The sequence below is a fragment of the Parasphingorhabdus sp. genome (assembly GCF_039968395.1).
Lineage (GTDB): Bacteria > Pseudomonadota > Alphaproteobacteria > Sphingomonadales > Sphingomonadaceae > Parasphingorhabdus.
The window spans coordinates 288,921-307,560 of the sequence record NZ_JBDVPV010000004.1; the positions used below are offsets into that span (position 1 = coordinate 288,921).

At 49.1% G+C, this 18,640-nt stretch carries 16 protein-coding genes; 8 read left to right on the plus strand and 8 right to left on the minus strand.

Features of this window, described 5'->3' with window-relative positions; translation table 11 throughout:
- The first annotated feature begins 59 nt into the window (after positions 1 to 59).
- Complete coding sequence (locus tag ABJI30_RS10505) at positions 60 to 782, plus strand: response regulator (RefSeq protein ID WP_348018144.1); 723 nt, start codon at positions 60 to 62, stop codon at positions 780 to 782.
- The gene (locus ABJI30_RS10510) at positions 779 to 2,191 is read left to right on the plus strand and encodes an ATP-binding protein (RefSeq protein ID WP_348018145.1); all 1,413 of its coding nucleotides are present in this window, start codon (positions 779 to 781) and stop codon (positions 2,189 to 2,191) included. Before ABJI30_RS10505 ends, ABJI30_RS10510 begins: the two co-directional genes overlap by 4 nt.
- Before the next feature lie 346 nt (positions 2,192 to 2,537).
- Here the strand turns inward: ABJI30_RS10510 and ABJI30_RS10515 are convergent, their stop codons facing one another.
- Positions 2,538 to 5,018 carry an FtsX-like permease family protein gene (locus ABJI30_RS10515; RefSeq protein ID WP_348018146.1) on the minus strand — a complete coding sequence of 827 codons (2,481 nt, stop codon included), beginning with the start codon at positions 5,016 to 5,018 and terminating at the stop codon, positions 2,538 to 2,540.
- On the minus strand, positions 5,015 to 5,674 hold the full coding sequence (locus tag ABJI30_RS10520) for an ABC transporter ATP-binding protein (protein WP_348018147.1): 660 nt from the start codon (positions 5,672 to 5,674) through the stop codon (positions 5,015 to 5,017). The genes ABJI30_RS10515 and ABJI30_RS10520 overlap by 4 nt, the downstream gene beginning before the upstream one ends.
- Before the next feature lie 172 nt (positions 5,675 to 5,846).
- Here ABJI30_RS10520 and ABJI30_RS10525 point away from each other — a divergent pair, with 172 nt between their 5' ends.
- The 4 genes from ABJI30_RS10525 to ABJI30_RS10540 all read left to right on the plus strand — a co-directional run bounded on the left by ABJI30_RS10525 (position 5,847) and on the right by ABJI30_RS10540 (position 9,279).
- Positions 5,847 to 6,527, plus strand: a complete 681-nt coding sequence (locus tag ABJI30_RS10525) for a response regulator transcription factor (RefSeq protein ID WP_348018148.1) — start codon at positions 5,847 to 5,849, stop codon at positions 6,525 to 6,527.
- Complete coding sequence (locus ABJI30_RS10530) at positions 6,520 to 7,737, plus strand: HAMP domain-containing sensor histidine kinase (RefSeq protein ID WP_348018149.1); 1,218 nt, start codon at positions 6,520 to 6,522, stop codon at positions 7,735 to 7,737. The genes ABJI30_RS10525 and ABJI30_RS10530 overlap by 8 nt, the downstream gene beginning before the upstream one ends.
- Positions 7,738 to 7,870: 133 nt before the next feature.
- Positions 7,871 to 8,644 (plus strand): alpha/beta fold hydrolase, encoded by a 774-nt coding sequence (locus ABJI30_RS10535; RefSeq protein WP_348018150.1) that lies wholly within the window; start codon positions 7,871 to 7,873, stop codon positions 8,642 to 8,644.
- Positions 8,645 to 8,772: 128 nt separating this feature from the next.
- The gene (locus ABJI30_RS10540; protein WP_348018151.1) at positions 8,773 to 9,279 is read left to right on the plus strand and encodes a hypothetical protein; all 507 of its coding nucleotides are present in this window, start codon (positions 8,773 to 8,775) and stop codon (positions 9,277 to 9,279) included.
- Between the two features lie 149 nt (positions 9,280 to 9,428).
- Here ABJI30_RS10540 and ABJI30_RS10545 read toward each other — a convergent pair whose 3' ends face one another.
- Positions 9,429 to 9,983, minus strand: coding sequence for a PEPxxWA-CTERM sorting domain-containing protein (locus ABJI30_RS10545; protein WP_348018152.1), 555 nt, complete (start codon positions 9,981 to 9,983; stop codon positions 9,429 to 9,431).
- A gap of 82 nt (positions 9,984 to 10,065) precedes the next feature.
- Positions 10,066 to 10,353: a hypothetical protein gene (locus ABJI30_RS10550; RefSeq protein WP_348018153.1), complete on the minus strand. Its 288-nt coding sequence runs from the start codon at positions 10,351 to 10,353 to the stop codon at positions 10,066 to 10,068.
- 86 nt (positions 10,354 to 10,439) lie between these two features.
- Here ABJI30_RS10550 and ABJI30_RS10555 point away from each other — a divergent pair, with 86 nt between their 5' ends.
- Together ABJI30_RS10555 and ABJI30_RS10560 are read left to right on the plus strand one after the other, a co-directional pair.
- The gene (locus tag ABJI30_RS10555; protein WP_348018178.1) at positions 10,440 to 10,958 is read left to right on the plus strand and encodes an ECF-type sigma factor; all 519 of its coding nucleotides are present in this window, start codon (positions 10,440 to 10,442) and stop codon (positions 10,956 to 10,958) included.
- Positions 10,959 to 10,961: 3 nt separating this feature from the next.
- On the plus strand, positions 10,962 to 13,337 hold the full coding sequence (locus ABJI30_RS10560) for a serine/threonine-protein kinase (protein WP_348018154.1): 2,376 nt from the start codon (positions 10,962 to 10,964) through the stop codon (positions 13,335 to 13,337).
- 102 nt (positions 13,338 to 13,439) lie between these two features.
- On the opposite strand, the gene ABJI30_RS10565 is transcribed toward ABJI30_RS10560, so the two are convergent.
- The 4 genes from ABJI30_RS10565 to ABJI30_RS10580 form a co-directional block, all read right to left on the minus strand.
- Positions 13,440 to 13,904 carry a phage terminase small subunit P27 family gene (locus ABJI30_RS10565; protein ID WP_348018155.1) on the minus strand — a complete coding sequence of 155 codons (465 nt, stop codon included), beginning with the start codon at positions 13,902 to 13,904 and terminating at the stop codon, positions 13,440 to 13,442.
- An 819-nt stretch (positions 13,905 to 14,723) separates the two neighbouring features.
- Positions 14,724 to 14,954, minus strand: coding sequence for a helix-turn-helix domain-containing protein (locus ABJI30_RS10570; RefSeq protein ID WP_348018156.1), 231 nt, complete (start codon positions 14,952 to 14,954; stop codon positions 14,724 to 14,726).
- A gap of 80 nt (positions 14,955 to 15,034) precedes the next feature.
- Positions 15,035 to 15,652, minus strand: a complete 618-nt coding sequence (locus ABJI30_RS10575; protein WP_348018157.1) for a hypothetical protein — start codon at positions 15,650 to 15,652, stop codon at positions 15,035 to 15,037.
- A 341-nt stretch (positions 15,653 to 15,993) separates the two neighbouring features.
- Positions 15,994 to 18,468 carry a TonB-dependent receptor gene (locus ABJI30_RS10580; RefSeq protein WP_348018158.1) on the minus strand — a complete coding sequence of 825 codons (2,475 nt, stop codon included), beginning with the start codon at positions 18,466 to 18,468 and terminating at the stop codon, positions 15,994 to 15,996.
- Positions 18,469 to 18,640: the final 172 nt, after the last annotated feature.

Genomic DNA, 18,640 nt, shown 5'->3' on the forward strand with positions numbered 1-18,640 from the left:
ACCTGACCGTGCAGCGGCCCGTTCCGATATTACCGTCAAAAATGGTGGACCTTAAACCTATGCCGACAACGCAGAGCCCACATATTCTGATCATTGATGACGAGCGCGATATCCGGCGTCCACTCGCAAAATATCTTGGTGAGAGCGGGTATCGGGTCAGCGACGTTGAGAACGGGCGCGAGATGGACAGGATAATGTCCAAAGCCAGTATTGACCTGATTGTGCTTGATGTAATGATGCCCGGCGAAGATGGATTTTCTATCTGCAAAAGATTGCAGGCGACCACTCGCATACCGATTATTCTGCTGACGGCGTTAAAGGACGACACTGACCGCATTGTCGGACTGGAACTTGGCGCCGATGATTATGTTTCAAAACCCTTTAATCCCAGAGAACTCAAGGCTCGCATCAAAACCGTACTCCGACGCACCCAAATGCTGCCGCCACGCTCAGAGCGTCTGAATGGTACGGTTAGATTTGATCGTTGGCAGTTTGACCTTTCGCAAAAACAGATTGTCGGTCCACATGAACTGATTGTACCATTGAGCTCAGGAGAACATGCCCTCCTTCTGGCTCTGATTGAACATGCAGGTACCACCCTTTCCAGAGATCAACTCCTGGATCTCACGCGCGGCGTCAGTGCTCCCGTATTTGATCGCCGGATTGACAACCAGATCAGTCGTTTGCGGCACAAACTGGAAAAAGACACGAAAAACCCTATGATCATTCAAACCAAATGGGGCGGTGGATATGTGTTCGCAGCGGAGCTTGTTTGGTCGTGAGTGAGAAACGATCCCGATTTTCGTTCGCCTCGGCTGAGAACCAGATTTTTGTAATTCTTGTTTTGGCCTTCTTTGTCTTGCTAGTTGGATCAACCGTCTATCAAGTGGCGCAAAACAGTACCGTCGAGGAGCGGGCGAAAAGCATAGACACAGCCAAGACAATCGCGATCAGGCTTCTAAGTTTGGATCGAATGAGACCCGAAGAAATGCAAGGATTTGTGGAAACAATTTCATCTTGCAACTATGGATACAATTTGACTAACGAACCGTATGCGCCTCCATCGGAAACAACGGTTACAAACGATATTCAACGTTTCATTGTAACCAGTCTGGAAACGACTTCGGACTTTATGTCTCTGGGTAAGTCGATGGACGACATATCTGTTGCGAATGCTACCTTTGCCGAAAAAGATTTTGCTTTTGCCCAATGCGATCCCGGTGAGCTTGACTTTCCGAACAACGGCATCGTGATCAGTATCCGTCTCAAGACAGGAGAATGGTTGAACCTAAGCCTGCCTGAACGAAAATTCGAGTTTGGTAGTGAGTCAATCTATTCCGCGATGTGGATTGGCCTGTTTTTCCTTTTGGTCGGTATGGTTGCACTCTTTTTCATTCGCCGTCTTACACGTCCTCTGTCCGACCTGACGAAAGCTGTATCGAGATTTGGCACCAATCTGGAAGTAGAAGAGGTTAAAGAAAACGGGCCAGCCGATATCAGGCATGCCATTGGAAGGTTCAACGCAATGCAACGCGATGTGCGCGATGAAGTGAAGCGACGCACGCAGATGCTGGCGTCGGTTGGACATGATATCCGTACCCCGCTTACAGCCCTTCGGGTAAAGGCCGAACTCATTGAAAATGACGAAGCGCGCGAAGAAATCATCGCCAGCATTGAAAAAATGGAACGCATCACTGCATCCGCGCTTGACTATGTGCGTGGAGAATCAAGGTCTGAACCAAAACAATATGTCGATCTGCGGGCGCTTATTGAAAGTGAGTGTAGTGAATTTGAAGAACTCGGAAAAAAAGTCCGTTTTAAAGGTGAGGATAACTTGCACTATCATTGTCGTCCCATCGCTTTGGCTCGTGCGATCCGCAACTTGATTGACAATGCCATAAAGTACAGTGGAAGCGCCGATGTGGATCTGGTCAAAGGCGACGAGTATGTTCAAATCCGGGTTCTGGATGAGGGATCTGGGATCCCAGATGATCAGATAGCTGACGTCTTTGATCCTTTTACCCGTCTTTCAGAAGCCCGAGAAAGTGAGCAAGGAGGGCTTGGTCTCGGTCTTGCTATTGCCAAGGCTATTGTCGATGGTCACGATGGCGTTTTGAAGCTTGAGCCGAATGAGCCAAAAGGTTTGATAGCTGTTGTTCAGTTGCCTTTTGGTCACCGCCAGCCAGCATGACGGATGCCGAACATTTTTCGACTTATGTCGATCGGATAAAGTCCGTCCGGCACTCAAAAGAAGTCAAGCGTTCAATAGTCCAGAGCAGTACTTTGTTCATTGAGTCCACTTTTGGTAAAGAAGCAGAACGTCAGCCCTCAAAGCGCTGTCATTGCAAAGAAGACAGTCCGCTAACGGCCCAGCAATTGCCGTTAATCAAAGTCGAAGATAGCATCCGTTTTCGGGACAAAGCAGTCGCAGCTCTAGTGTCAGCAATGGGCGCAAAAGCGTACCCTAGATTTGCGCCTTCTTCCCGTCCGGAACTGGAAGGTCCTCGGGTTTTCGTTGGTTGCTTTCGTTGTGTCGATCAATCCATCAACAGATTGTTGACGGATGTAGAGAGGCTATTGCGGCTGTAGATAACGCCGATCCCGCAAACCGTAACACCGATTGCAAGCATCGTACCGACAAGCCAGAGTGGATCGGGCTCATAGACCATGGAGAATTGCGATTGGTAGATCAGAAAACCGGCAAGCCAAGTTCCCGATATCGCGCCGATTCCGGCGATCAGGGACACAGTGAGCCAGTCATAAAGAGCTAGTTTTACGCATGCCTTTTTGGTCACGCCCATGCTCATCAGAAGACCATTTTTTTGCCGATCTTCGGCTTCGAAGCCCTTCATCGAAGCGGCGATCACCAGTGCCGTCATGATCAGCACCATAGTGGCGTAACCAACCACCAGCTTGGTGACCATCGCCAGCAAATTATCAAAGCGTTGGGTTAGTTCCTTCAACGGGACCAGCGATAACGACGGATGGTTTTTCCAAAGCGAACCAAGTTCGCTCCATGCTGCATCCGGGAGTTCGATGCTTCCCATATAGAAGACATCTGGTTTGATGACTTCAATCGCTCGTTCGGGGGTTTGGAACCAGAATGTCACCGAACCTCTTCCCGGTTTGAAGGCATGGCTGGCGACCAATTCAAATTCTGTTGCCGTACCATCGATTACAAAGGTCAATTGATCTCCATAGCTCAAACCCAGGTCGGTCATCACTTCTTCTTCGGCGGAGACTTGATTCCAGTTCGATTCATTGTCAGACCACCATTTCCCTCCAGCCACTCGATTGTTTGACGGGATGGCCTCTGACCAATGGAGCCGGATCGACTTTTTGACAGTGGCCAGTGCCTCGCTGGGAGTGGTAATTGCCTCATCGATGGGTAGGCCGTTAATTTCGGATAATTTTGCGGCAGCATACGGCCGCAATTGCCGAATCTCGCTCTGGTTCTTCTGTGCCCAATTCTCGAGCGCAGGCTTATCTTTTGCTTGCAGTTCTGCGACCATCAAATTGCCATCATTTGCGCGCGTATAGCCTTTCATCGTATCGCCAATATCCTTCATCAGCATGAGCGTGAAAAGCAGCAGTAAACTGCATAGACCGAGCCCGAGTATCTGGGATGACTTGCTCAAAATCCGTTGTTTCATGATGAAGAAGTTGAAGGACAATAATCCGGGATATTGTCGTCCCCAAAATTCGCCTGCCGTCAAAACAATCCAGCTCAGGATTGCCATGAGCAAAAGAGCGGCGCCCAACGCACCCAGAGTCAATCCAGTCAGCAGAAAATTGTCCGAGTAATATGCGGCGAGCAGCGAGATGCTTGCGAACCCCCAGAATATCCTCAGGAACTGCGCGGACGGATATTCCACCGCCCGGATCAGACTAACCAGTGATGTACGGCCAAGCTGCCACAACATGGGGATTTGAAACGCGAGCAACAGGAGAAATATCAAGCCTGCGGTCGTCGCAATAGTAGCTGGATGCCAGTCCCATGTGATGCCGGGGAATTGATTGGAGAGCTGCCCGGTCAAAAAATACTGCGCGACATAAGCGAGACCAATTGCGATCACAAAAGAGAGCAGGAAACCCAGCAACCACTGCAATAGAGACAGCCGGAGGCAGGACACCAATGTCTGACCAAAACTCAGATAGACAGCCAGACGTTGCTTCTGCCGTTCGAGATAACGTCGATTGGCCATATCTATGGCGATCGCGGCGAGGAAAAAGAGAATTACCGATGCGAGACCCAGGAAATTCTCGGTTCGCTGCCAGAATAATGCCAGTGGATGACCGCCGCCGGATTTTGTGAGCAAAGTGAAATCACTGAGTGTTTCAGAAGCCCAGTTTTCAATGTCATTTTGCTGAGCAGGCGATGCTGTTAACAAATAGCGATATAGCATCTTGCTACTCTTGAAATCTTCAATCGATAGGGACTCGCTATTGATCAATGCTCGCATCGAAACGGAATGACCTTCCATCAACCGATCAGGCTCATGGTATATAATCGCGCCGAAACGGAATGTTTCGTCGCCAATCGCGATGCGATCACCAATATTTGCGCCAAGCTTGCTACTGGCCCTGGGACCCAACCATATTTCTCCCGGTGGTGGGCCGTGCTCGATGGTATTCTGGATGGATTGATTTTCCGCAGTCCCGATTTTGAGGCTGCCTTGCAACGGGTAGTTATCACCAACGATTTTCAGTTGCACTGAAATGGTTTCCCCGCGCAAGGAAATGGCCAGCGGGATCATCTGTATTTGGGCAAGGTTTGCAGCTTTGTCTGAAAGCAGCCGTTCATCACTGCTGGACAATGGGCGTGGCCCGGAAACAGAAATATCTGCGCCCAACATATTGTTGAGATTGCCATTCAGAAACTGCTGCACCGAAGCACTGGTTAAGGACAATGTTGCAAGAAATAGTATCAATGTGATCTGGGTCAGTATCACGAGACGGCCATCACTCGACTTGCTGTCGTTGAGGAAATTATCGAAGGCAAGTTTAATCCAGTTCATTTGATTTTCTCGAGATGCGCTTCGGAAAGTGCAAAACAGTTATCAGCACGTTCCGCGAGTGCAGAACTGTGCGTTACAATGATCAGGGCGGATCTAGTTTCCTCGGCGAAATCAAACATAAGGTCTGCTATGTTGCCCGAAGTCGCTTCATCCAGATTTCCGGTTGGCTCGTCAGCAAAGATGAAGGCAGGGTTAGTGACAAATGCTCGTGCGATCGCTACTCGCTGTTGTTCTCCGCCACTAAGCTGTGTGGGTTTATGATGTGCGCGGTCTTCCAGGTTGATTTTCTTCAACCATCCTTTGGCAATGTCATAGGCTTGCTTGTTGCCGTTCAACCGCAGCGGTAACGCAATATTCCCCAGCGCGTCCAATTCCTGCATGAGGTGAAATTGCTGGAAAACAAATCCTGATCTCTGGCGCAGTTTAACCGTTGATATTTGCTCGCCATCGCAAGTAAATATTATCTGTCCCAAGCGCGGCGGCTCAAGACCGGCAGCCAATGACAATAGACTGGACTTGCCGACACCCGATGGCCCCACGATCGCGTGCGTGCTCCCGCCAACAAATGACAGCGATAACTTGTCAAACAAGGAGATGCGGCCATGAGGCGTATCAAAATAGTGGCCGACGTCTTTCAATTCGATTTGATGATCCATGCAGTCCTCGAAAAATATGATGTGGACTTGTGAATAAGCTGCCCGATGTCAAATCAATGTGAAGTCAGGTTTGACAGTTTTTTGACATTGATCTCGGTAAGCGAAAGCTTGGGCGAATTATGCGTTGGCTTGTGTTAGTTTGCGCAGTCAGGTTTTGGAGATGGGCTAGCTGATGCGAGTTTTGGTGGTTGAAGATAATCTGGATATACAGGCGAATATCGCCGAGTTCCTGGAGCCTGATTATGTTCTGGACTTCGCCTATAATGGCGATCACGGGCTAGAGCTGGCGCTAGCCAATGACTATGATGTCATTGTTCTCGACCTGATGCTGCCGAGGCGCGGCGGTATTGATCTGTGCAAAGCTTACAAGAGCGAAGCCGATTTGCAATCGCCCATCCTGATGCTAACCGCGCGCGATACGCTGGAAGACAAGGAAGTCGGATTTGCCGCTGGCGCAGATGATTATCTGACAAAGCCTTTCGCGTTGCGGGAACTGAAAATCCGGATTGATGCACTTGCCAAACGCCCAAAAATCAAAAATGCAACGTCGCTAGGTTACGGTGATCTGGCATTTGATCCTGCCGATAATGTCGTGAGCCTTGGATCTTCCTCAAAGCCTCTCAACAATAAAGAGGGAGTCATTTTAAGGCTCCTGATAGAGGTTGCACCGAATGCAATTTCCGGCGAGACTATTTCCTATCGAATTTGGGGTGACGAACCGCCAAATTCCGGTGCACTCAGGACGCATATATATAATCTACGTAAAATATTGTCATCGCTGAAAACCCGTTGTGAGATCGAGACCGATCGCACTCGCGGCTATCGCCTCAAGGAAAGATCATCCGATGAATAGAAGGCCTCAAAAAGTAAATGATCTGGTGCTTCGCAATTTTATCACGTCTATCGGTGTGTGTTTTTTGATCACCGTGTTTATGGCGGTAATGTTCGGGTTCGATCTTGAAGACCAGATTTTTGAAAATCAGGTTAGCATGAAGGCAGATGAGCTTTCTGAATCTGTTCAACTGGATTCTGAAGTGAAACAAACCGTTTCCGGATTGGAAATGGAGTATTTTCAAGGGACCAAGGGGATGCCCGATTGGCTCGCCAGTCAGATAAAGCCCGATTGGAAAGCGGGGGAATATGAAGTTTTTGGCGGTGAGCACGGGCACTATCACCTTGCAGTACGTGGCAACAATGAAGCAAAACAATATCTGATATTCAATGCACGTCCCTATGTCCGGTCAACAAAACAGGTTTGGGGTTTTGTGATATTGATAGCTTTGCTGGGCGCGCTAATGCTGCTTGTGAGCATTTTCTTCGTTAGGCGCATGACGAAAAAGCTCAGTACACCAATTGAGAAAATGGCAGCAGCTGTAACCTCTCATATCCCGCTCGAACCGGCGACATTGGGACTAAGCAATGGACTCGTCGAAATCGAGGTTTTAGCAAAAGCAATCGCCGACAAAGACAGGCATATCGAAAATCTGATGCAACGTGAGCGGCAGTTTAACCGGGACGTCAGTCACGAACTGCGCACGCCATTGGCAGTCGCGGTTGGCGCAGCCGAGATCATCGAAAAAGACGGCTACAAAAGCTCTGCCTTCACAAGACTGGAATCATCGCTCGGAAGCATGCGGCTTTTGACCGAGGGAATTTTATGGCTCGGCCGGGAACCGGACAACACAAGATGTAACGCCTGGAAATCAGGCCAATATGCCATCGAAGCAAATGAGCATCTGTTGCGCGATGACAAAGTGGAAATCGATATCTCTGGGAATAGAGATGTCGACATACCAGTCCCCGAAGCAGTCGCGCAGGTCATTATCGGCAACCTGTTTCGCAATGCGATTGGCTATACAAACGAAGGAACAGTCTCGCTCTCGATATCCGAAAGAAGCGTGAGCATAGAAGACACAGGCGTCGGGTTTGATGCTTCGCCGAATGATGGTGCCGGCTTTGGGATAGGTCTTTCGTTGGTGAAAAGACTGTCTTCGCATTTTGGCATGAAGATCGCGGTTGCAGCCCGCGAAGAAGGCGGAACAACCGTCACGATTTCTTGGTAGGACAGCCGCAGCAGAATGGCGGTGTCCTTAAAAGAACTGATTGCGTTTCGTTTGACACTGGTTTGACAATGTCCGCGCTAAACAGTCTCCAGATATTATGGAGATTCCAGTGAATAAAATTATGATAGCAATAATGATTGCCCTTGCAGTCCCGGCTACGTTCCTGAGCAGCACCAGTGCGGATGCGCAAACAAATGTTCAGCAGCTTGCTTTGGAGGCACCCGATGGAAACCGGATTACCGGCTTTATCTATCAAAACATAAAGACTGAAAAAGACGCTCCCTTGGCCATTCTGATGCACGGCATGACCGGTTCCAGTCTGGGTTGGCTCGCCGATAATCACGGTGCCTATACCGACCTGATCACCAAGGAACTGATCAGCAAGGGATATCGGGTTGTCGCATTGGACGCACGATCCCATGGCGCCCGAAAAGACGATATGAGACCGCTTGAGCGGCTTAAAAACCTCCGGTCAGGCAAGCCTGAGCCCTATCTGGCCATGATTGAAGGTACGTTGAGCGACTATGATGTGTTGCTTGCAAAAGTGAATAAGAATTTTGGGCCACCCAAACACATATTGGCAGCGGGATACAGCATGGGCGCGCAAATGGCGGTGCTATTCGCGGCGAGGCACAAGGAAGTGACGCATATTGTCACCATGGTGCCACCGGCAGCGCAAAGTGCAAAGGTTGTTGCGCCCATCACCCATGCCAGCAAGGTGCAAGCCCGATGGCTTTTGATTACCGCAAGTAAGGATCAATTTTCAAGCAATGCCGAAAATGATGCATTGGCAAATGCTGGTGGCGAAAAGCTGACTAGAGTTGAGTTTGACAGCAAACACAGACTGCCACGCGGCTATGTCGATGCTGTGATCGATTGGATTGCAACCATAGAGTCTCGAGATTAAGCTCAAACCGAGCAAAATTGCATCAATACAATTGTGCAGATAATGTGGGTTCGCGCAGAATTTCTAATGTCCGCTTTCGGGATATAGCGGACATGGGATAGAGTGGGCGACGAAGGGAGGAATAACGAGTGTCGATACCATCTGAAGAAGATCAGCGGCGTAACTGGCGTTTAAGCTGGTTGAGTTATATCCAAGCTTTTTGTGATACCGATGTCCAACAGTCGCGCTGGCTGGACCCACAGGAGCGCAATCCGCACTATTCTTTTGTCGAATGCATGTGTTGCTATTTCGATGACGCACTTGCGGGCGATGATAACGCCTACCAACAAAGGGTCGAACGGAGTCATTTGAACCGAGATGAAGCTAGTGCTGTAAAAGAGTTCCACGATCTAGCAGATGCCTACAATAGCCCAACCAATGACGATTATGATGTCAAAGCAATCCTTGCTGACCCTTTTTGGCAGGCGGTAGTAAATGCTGCGCAAGAAGCGCGGCGTCGGCTCCTGATCCTGTTGACCGAACCTGACGAACGACGAGCAATCATGGAACCGCTCCAATGGGAAGATCGTGGAAAAGGGTGGAGCACCAGTTTCCTGCGTCCGTCAAAAACTGACGATAAAAATGGGGCTGGCTAGTGTCCGCTTTCGGGATAGAGCGGACGCAACATAAATTTCTGCTCCGGTCATATGAGCGGACGGGCGAATGCTTTTTTTGGATTGCCGGCGCGAAATGCCTCGCTGGATATCATCCAACGAGGCATCTGGGTCGCAACTCAAAAACTCAGTTATATGAAGTTGACTTTCACATTGGCTTTTCGCTGACGCCGCATTGCACCGCCTATCAAACCAAAACCGAAAATCATCATCCCCCACGTGGCCGGTTCCGGTACACCACCTGCCGCCAGATCCGTGACGGTCAAACGACCGGCCTGACTGTCACCAAAGCGTATACTGTCGTATATTCCGGCCGTATTAAATGCTCCGTCAGCAAAATGATAGAATCTGGTCCCTGCGTTTAAACTTGTCTCAAACCCAAATCGTATCATGTCCGTGCCTAATTCAAATTCAGGATCCATTGTATGATCTCGGCAAGTTCCCGTTTCCAGGTTTGTGATTATCGAACAACTTAGCAAGTCGCCCACGGGAACGATCGTTTGCGATACCGATGAAACGAAAGTAGGCGCGGTGAAGGAAAACTCGCCGCTGGTAAATTCTTCTCCGCCATTCGTTAGTTCGAACGATGAGAAAAGTTCAAATTCATACAATACAGCTGCGTTTGCCTGCGAAGACATTGTTGCGACGGCTATTACCGAACAAAAGGTAGCTATTTTCTGTTTCATTCTGTTTTCTTCCTCTATTGTCTTTGGGCCATTCTGATTGTGAACATACTCACCTGAAACAGCCCGAAAAATTCGACCGCAGTTAACAAGGCGTTAAAACTTCAGAAATCGGATCAAAATTTTCCAGAAATATCGAATCTTTTTGAACAGCATCATTTTCTGAGCCTTTTTTGGCTGTTTCTGCGCCTTTATGATCGAGCCAAAAGCGATCAACCAGAAAGCTCGCAGATGAGAAGTTGTCGGAACCGAGATATTTTAACCTGTTCGGGAATGCGACCCGCCCGAACTGGCCGTGCAACATTGATTGCACGGCCAACCTTTTTATCAATTGTTGTTGTCGATTTCCCCGTGCGCCAACAGCCAGATGCAAGTGGCTGGAAAAACGCCGTAACTTGGGATATCAAGTTGAACAGGGGGAAGACAAAAGTGTCGGGGATATTAGATCACAAAGCTCTAATGGCTGGCTGGCAGGCGGGAGACCGTGAAGCAGGAAATCGGTTGTTGAGTGATCTAGAACGGGAGCTCAATCTGATTGCCGCAGCGAAATTGGCCGGCGAAAAGAATTCCTCCCTCTCTACTGGAGATCTCATCAACGAAGCCGTTATTCGACTTTCAAAACTCACCAAAATAGATCTGCAAAGCAAAGCTCATATTCTCGCTTTGGCATCACGTATTATGCGACAAGTGCTGGTCGACCATGCGCGCAAACGCAAAAGCGGGAAGCGCGATCACGCCAAAGTCACTCTGCTCACCAATGTCGGTGTTTGGGACCGACCAATTGAGCTGCTCACTCTTGACTGGCTGCTCGACGAACTGAAAGACATGGATCAAGCTCGCGCCGATATCGTCGAAATGCGATTTTTTGGTGGCATGTCTATCGCGGATATCGCTTTGGTCCTTGATCTATCCGAAGCCACTGTAAAGCGGCGCTGGGTTTCAACGCGCGCCTGGTTGCATGACCGATTAAAGGATTGATACATGGCGGATCCAAAGCCATCAGTTGATCTGGCTGCGATGGAACTTTTTGAGCGGGCGATGGAACAACCATTCGAAAATCGCTCAGCCTTTATTGCCGATCAATCAGACATAGACGGGGAAATCATAGCTCGGGCTCTGCAACTGTTGAAGGCGGACTCAAACTCGCTGGGTTCGCTCCAAACAGGCGGTGCTGCTTCGCTGCAGCATAACGATGACAGCGATCCGGAACGAATAGGCGCATACCGGATTCTACGCATGCTCGGCAAAGGTGGCATGGGCGCTGTCTACATGGGCGAGCGTGCATCGGACGACTTTGACCATGTGGTGGCGATCAAACTTATCAAACCGGGATTACTGACCGATATCTTGATCGAACGTTTTCGCCGTGAACGTCAAATCCTCGCACAACTCAATCATCAGCATATCGCCCATTTGCACGATGGTGGAGAGATGGAGGATGGATCACCCTACATCGTTATGGAATATGTGGATGGAGTTCCTCTGTCAGAATGGATGGTGGAACAAAAGCCGAATCTCGACCGCCGTTTGCACTTGTTCCTGCAAATTTGTGATGCAGTGGAATTTGCGCATCAAAATCTTGTCATTCACCGCGACCTGACTCCAAGCAACGTACTGGTTGCCGAAGGCGATCAAGTTAAGCTTATCGATTTTGGTATTGCGCGTCCGCAGGTCGAAGGTGGAGATGAAGGAACCGCTTCCACTTTCAGTGGGCTGAGCCTTACACCAGGCTTCGCTGCACCAGAACGATCCACGGGCCCCGAAGCAAACACCCTGTCCGATATATATTCGCTCGGCAGGATTTTGCACCTGCTGATCAAGGATCACAGCGATTCCGAACTTGCCGCAATCGCAGATAAGGCGGCCAGCGATGATCCGCGAGATCGCTATGCCACAGCGACAGGCTTAAAAAGTGATCTTCAGGATTATCGTGAATGTTTTCCGGTACAAGCTTTCGCAAACGGCCGAAGTTACCGGCTCGGGAAATTCGTCAAACGACAAAAACTGATGGTCGGATCGATATTCGCGATTTTTCTGCTTACGGTATCCGCTTTGGTTGTTGTCACGCAAGCTTATCGCGTAACCGAAACTGCACGCAATGAGGCTGAACTGAGTTTAACCGAAACCCAGGACATGGCGAATGTGTTGATGTTCGATGTTTTTGACGGCATCAGCAGTCTGCCGGGAGCGACAGAGGAGCGGCATTTGGTTGCCACCACCGCGCAAACATATCTGCGTTCTCTGTCAGAAAACCCAAATGCAACGCGCAAAATGCGTCTTGCCGCCGGGCGTGGTTACTATCGACTTGCAACCGCGACCGGAACAATTGCTATCGGAAATATTGGCAAATGGAACGACGGTCTCGCGTTATTCGAGGAGGCGGCAAAAATTGTCGAACCAATCTACAAGGAATCACCAACTGACGATGTCCGATTGGTGCTCGCCAAAATCCATGTCAGCCTGGCTCGTGACAAATTACTGACTTATGAAGACACACACGGTGCTCCCGAGCATGCAAAAAGAGCATCGATGTTACTGTTGGAGATAACCAAGCCCTCTGTCGAGAGTGTCGCAGCCTACGGAGAATCACAACGCTATCTTGGTGACTCGCTCATGTGCTGCAACTACGATCCGGATGGCGGACGCCGCGCGCTTCAGGAAGGAATTGTGCGGATCAGCAAGGCGCCGGAAAGGATTCGTAGAGCACCGTCAGTTCAGCAAGCCTTGATCGACCTTCGACAATTGATGGCGGGCTATCTGTATTTTGTTGCAAAAACTGATCGACAGCCAGCCGCCATAAATCAGTTCCAATCAGTATTGCTCGCTCAACGACGGCTTATCGCAGAGCATGGGGCTTCGCCGTCTGCACGTCGCCAATATGCCACGATTGCCAGAAATTTGTCACAGATACTGGTTGACGAAGGCCGACCGGAAGAAGCTGACGCGATTATCACCCCGATTTATAGGAGTATGCGGCAGGATCTCGTCGACGATCCAAGCGACAAAGGTTTACAGCGTGATTTGAGTGTTATCTCACTTACATATGCCAGTGTTGCGGTCGCACAAGGTCGAAATGCTGACGCAGTTGAAGCCACACAACAGGGATTGCGGGATGCATTGTTAAGTGAAGGACTGGATGGCAAAGACGATTTTCCGCCAATGCGCTACGCCCACCGAGTGGACGAAGCTGCAAAGATTTACTGGTCGCTCAAGAATCGGCAAAAAGCTTGTGAGTTAATGCGGGCTTCGCAGAAGGTATTTCTATCCTACAAGGCTCGCAATGAATTGCCGGAAACTTCACAACGCTTGCGACTTGTTCCAATTGAACAGCGGCTCAAGAACTGCCCGGACATTTGAGTGAACATACACTTGAAGCCATTGCTGACTGAACCCAAAAACTGATAGAGTTTGACGAAATTCTAGTGTCCGCTTTCGGGATTTAGCAGACGTTCACTAACTTCAGTCAAAATCATCTTCGTCATCGTCGGGATCATCCAACATCCCGATCTTGGTCCGAGCGCTTGGAGTAAATCCAAACTCGGCCTCTAGGCGAAGCATAATGTCCGACTGCCTGTTCAAAATACCCAACCAGGGATTTGGGCCTGGATATCCGCTTGGGAAGGCTATGACCAAGGTGGAATTCTCTATGGCGTGTTTCGCCTGATCGTAGATCGATAGAGCCACCACATATCGTTTCAACGCGAACGCATCGATTGCTTTGAGAAGCTGGTACGGAGCATCTCGATTGATCTTCCTCCAGAGTTTCTTCTGTGCATCGGTTAAATCTGAGGGCGAACGCAACCCAGTTGGAACATAGCGCTTCTTCTTTGGAAGAGGTCGCTTACCCGGATTGCCTCCTACGAACCTCAAGTGGGCTGGTATCGGTTTACGTCCTCTTGCCATTTTCTCGCTTCCTTCTTTCAAGGCCTATCCGGCGTTGACCGGTATCCAATTTGAGTTGGAACGAATTTTTAGAAACCGCAATCCACTCAAAAGACATTGAGGGCTCCTGCGAGAAAAAAGGTGCAAACGAGAATATTCTTTTTGAGGGAATTTCAAAAACGCTTACCAGAAGTGCAGTTTAGCCATGCGTGCGGTGACGAAAAACAAATCTCATTCAAGGTGCAAATTGAGTCGTTTCAGCAAGTTACGCATTTGCCCCCCCACCCCTAGTTTCGCGGTCAAAAGAAATAATGACCCACGTCGGCTTCCTTTTGAGAGATCGTAGAGTTTTTGATACCCCCCCCCCCGCGGTTATCGACGGACACTTCTTGATAGCCAAATTCAAATTCGATTTGGCTTCCGTCATTCTCTGGCGATCGCAAAATTCCGATCAAATGTATTCCAGTTATCCACTTTTTTTCGCACACAGGAATCTCTTTTGAAGTGTTAAGTTTAGTTTCATTCTGTTTCTGTCCGTCAAACTGACGCTGTCAGTAACGTCCAATTGACGGACCTCCTGCGTCAACTTGGCTGTCCCCTTCATCGATTATCAACAACCTATACGTTTTGGAGCGCCTCGATTTTGGTCGTGGAACAACTTCTTCAATAAGACCGCGGCCTATCAACTCCTTGATCGCACGTTCGACTGATTTGACGCTACAATTTGCCTCACTCGCTATCGATCTTTGCGACATGAAACATATCCCGCTTTGATTTCCCCGCCGCGCCATGACAACAAGAACCATCTTGGTACGGGCACTGCTGACAGTTGCATCCAACGCGCATTCCAACGGTCTCTTTTTACTCATGACCGTAGTCCAGATCGGGAATGTGGATGTTTTGTTGTCCACATTCCTTTTCGAACTCCAGAATGTCATCGCTGCGGTACAGCACACGGCCATGTATTTTAACGAAAGAAGGCTTCTTCCCTTCATAGCGCCATCGTTCCAAAGTTTTCTGAGAAATCCGCCAGCGCTCAGCCAGTTCGGCTTGGTTGAAGAACGTCGGTAGCTTGTCTGTAGTTGGGAACATTTAAGAATCTCCTCGGGTTCGTGAGTGAGATTTCAAAATGATCAACTTTGTCGGAGATAAAAACTGCCGAATTCTTCCGTTTAATTCGTTCTTGATACGTTCGGCTTTGGTCCTCGCCTTCGATGAGCGTCATCGATCTTAGCTTTCTTAATTATCCGCTTCATAGAATCTCTTCGAACCTGGAAAGGCGAGTTGCATCTCTCGAGAGAGTTCTCAAATATCTGCTCTAACTTCATGATTCCGGGTGGAGTATTTGCCGCCTCGATCTCAAATTGCTCCATCAAAAGCGTTTCGAAATTGACGAGTTTTCGAGAGAGATGGATATTTGAAAAAATTGTGCTCCCGCGCTTGAGTCCAGCACCGTAGATATCCAATTTGCACCCTTCAAGTTCCCTTCGAAGTAACAAGCGATTGTTAGGCTGAGATCTGACCTCCCATCCTTGTCGTTCAATCAAATTCTGGAACGCAGAATTGACTTCTGCAATCAATTCCAACTTCTTCGGCCATAACGGATTAGGCTTATTTCTATGGAGAGGACTAACTTGCCCTTCAACATAATACGGCTCCCGGAAATGCTCTGTGATACTCCGATACTCTTCGTAATCAGCCTCTTTTTCCAATTCGGCGACAATGCTCTCGATTAGCTCAATCAAGGTCACCTGGGTATCTGTAGCCATGATCTTTCGGAATTTACTCATGGGATGAGACTATGCACGACAGCGCGAATTGCAAGTATTGCAGTCAGTAAAGCTAAATAGCCGAACAGATAGCGCCTTTTCAGTTAAACTGGAAAGTAGGACCAAGCCAAAAAAGAAAGCGCAGTGGAAAGAGCAATTAGCTCTCGCGCTACTCTGGCTTTCTTAGCAGAAGGCTGAAGGCGGGTTAGGTCGCTACGTCTGCTTCATCCCGAAAGCGGACACTAGGATTTTGGGCTTTTCGCAAACTAGAGCTCACCAAAGAAGCTCTTCATTCACAAAAAGTGAACGACAAAGCGAGGCCGTTTAAGGCCTCGCTCATTATTTTTGATTCTAGTCATTCACTACTGAAATTTGAATTTTGCTCTTAAGCCAAATGAGCGAGGCGGCAGAACATTTGTTCGGAACCGTCGAACATTGTGGGTCAGGATCGTCTGGTTGTTCAGTGGCGTGTTGGATGCACTCGATTCTGAAAAATCGTTGAACAGATTATTGGCATATGCCGTCAATGACCATCTTTCAGCCTGATAACCCACGGCTATGTCCGCACGACCATAGCTCGGCAATGTAAAGCTGCCTCCGCGTCCGCCAATCACGGTCAATACATTTCCCTGCCAAGCATAACTGCCATTGACTACGATATCTGCACCGCTTTCGAGCGGCACGCGATATTCACCAAAGACAGAAAATTGCGTTTTTGGAGAACCCGGCAATCGATCTCCATCCTGCCCGGCTTCCAGTGACGTACCAAATCCGGGCGGCTGGATGGTTTGCACCAACCCCGGCACATCGGCAGTCAGTTTGGCATCTGTGTAGCTGAAATTCCCGCTGAGTCTGAAATTGTCCGTTACCCGCCAGCTTCCAGAAAACTCAAATCCCTTCGATTCTGCGGACACGCCATTGACGGTTATGCTGGTACCCGCGTTGATCGATGTCGCCGCGATCTGCGGGTCTTTCCAGTCAATGAAGAACAGCGCTGCGTTCAGGATCAAATCGCCATCCAACCACGTTGTTTTCGCACCGATCTCGTAGCTGTTGACAGTGTCTGGTTCAAAGAAGCGCTCGTTGCCAGGGAAAATGTCATTTGGATCGGGGCTGAACTGTTGACCCGGCCCTAACAGGCAGAGGCCTTGGCCTCCCGGCATGAAGACATCGGGACAAGGTTGCCCGCCATTGGTCTCACCTACGCGGAAGCCCTGACTGAATGTTGCATACACAGTGTTCCCGTCACCGAATTTGTAAGCAGTATTAACTTTAAACAATTCACCGCTGCGCGACTGGTTGGGAGTCAGTGTGAGTTGGTTTTCAATATCCGACAATGGATAAGGATTGAAATCCGGTCCGACGAAAAGTGGAAACTCGGTACTGTTGGCAGTTTCGAGGGAATAATCATAATATCTACCGCCGATCGTAATCGACCAAGCGTCGGTAATATCATATCCAATTTCACCAAATACGGCGAATTCTTCGAGGCGGGTTCGGTCTGCTTCGAAATATTCCAGATCGTTCAGATCGGGACGCGCTCCAACAAGCGCACCATATCCCGGCGTAAATTCAGACGAAAGCGCATTATATTTATTCCTGTTATAAAATGCTCCAACTATCCAGTTCAGAGGGCCATCGCCTTTGGAAACGAGGCGTAATTCCTGGTTGAAAATTTCTGTTTCTTCATCTTCAAACGTGAACGCTGTGAACGTCGGAAATGTTTCGTAAGAATATTCCAGCGATATCAACAGATCTGTCTGATCTCGCTGTCCGTTTTCCTTAACCGTTGCATATCCCGTGGCTGAGGTCAGTTCAGCAAAACCGAGGTCTGCGGTCACTTCCAACGCCAAAAGCTGGCTGTCGCGTTCATTTGGCTCTGCAACCCTGCCGCCAAATTCATACCGATCAGATGGAATTGTGGTGGTTCGGAAAGAAGAGGTATTGCGGCCACCATATTCACTCAACTGGAAGTAATAGGTAAGCGTTGCGTCAATTGCATCTATGGGTTGCCAGCGAGCTGCGATGCGCCCACCTAAAATTTCTTCGGTATTTGCATCTTCAATCGGGCTGAAATTCGCATCGCGTTCAGCGGCGTTGGTGAAATCCGGATCAGGATTGGAAACTCCTGGCTGCTGAACGACAAACGGATAGTCAATAAATCCCTTGTCATTTAAATAGTCAAAAGAGCCCCGCACGGCAAAACTTTCTGACAAAGGCAAGTTGAAGGTAAAGCCGAGGTCGCTGCTGATGCCATCGCCTTCCTTATAGGTATAGGCATCGGCGCGCGCTTCCAGCTCAATACCCGAAAAATTGGGTTTGTTCGGAATATAGCGAATAGCACCGCCCAATGTTCCCGCTCCGTAAAGCGTACCTTGCGGGCCAAGCAAAACCTCCACGCGCTGCAGGTCGTTGAGACGCAAATCGACAAATAGCGGAATATCTCCAACATAAGTTGCTACGCTGCCACCGCCGTCTTCTTGACCAAAGGCGCTGGCAATCGGATCGGCATTCAAACCGCGTACAACTATGCGGTTTCCGTCACGACCGCCCTGATCGGCAACGTTAATGCCGGGTACAAAGGCAACAAGTTCGGAAATATCGTCAAAACCTTGTTCCTCAATTTGATCGCTACCCACTGCCGCGATATTGATTGGAATATCCTGCACTGATTCCGCGCGGCGCGTGGCCGTAACGATGATGATATTGTCATCAGCCGCATCCGTCGAAGCTTCCTGTGCGGAGGCAGAAGTCGATGCAGCTGCCAGCCCGATCGGCAATGCCAAAACGCTCGCCGTTGCTTTCAATTGGCTTCTGAATTTCGAATAATGCAGCATAATAAACTCCCGTTCGACTTTTATTTAATGGCTCGTTGCATCCAGAAGAGCCTCAAGTTATTATTCAACTTATAAGATATCCTGCAAAATTGGCTCCTGAAAGCAATCATATTCGCTCAATAATTTCCCTTATTCCGGTCTCGAGGCAAAATCTGATTTCTAGCGACGGTTT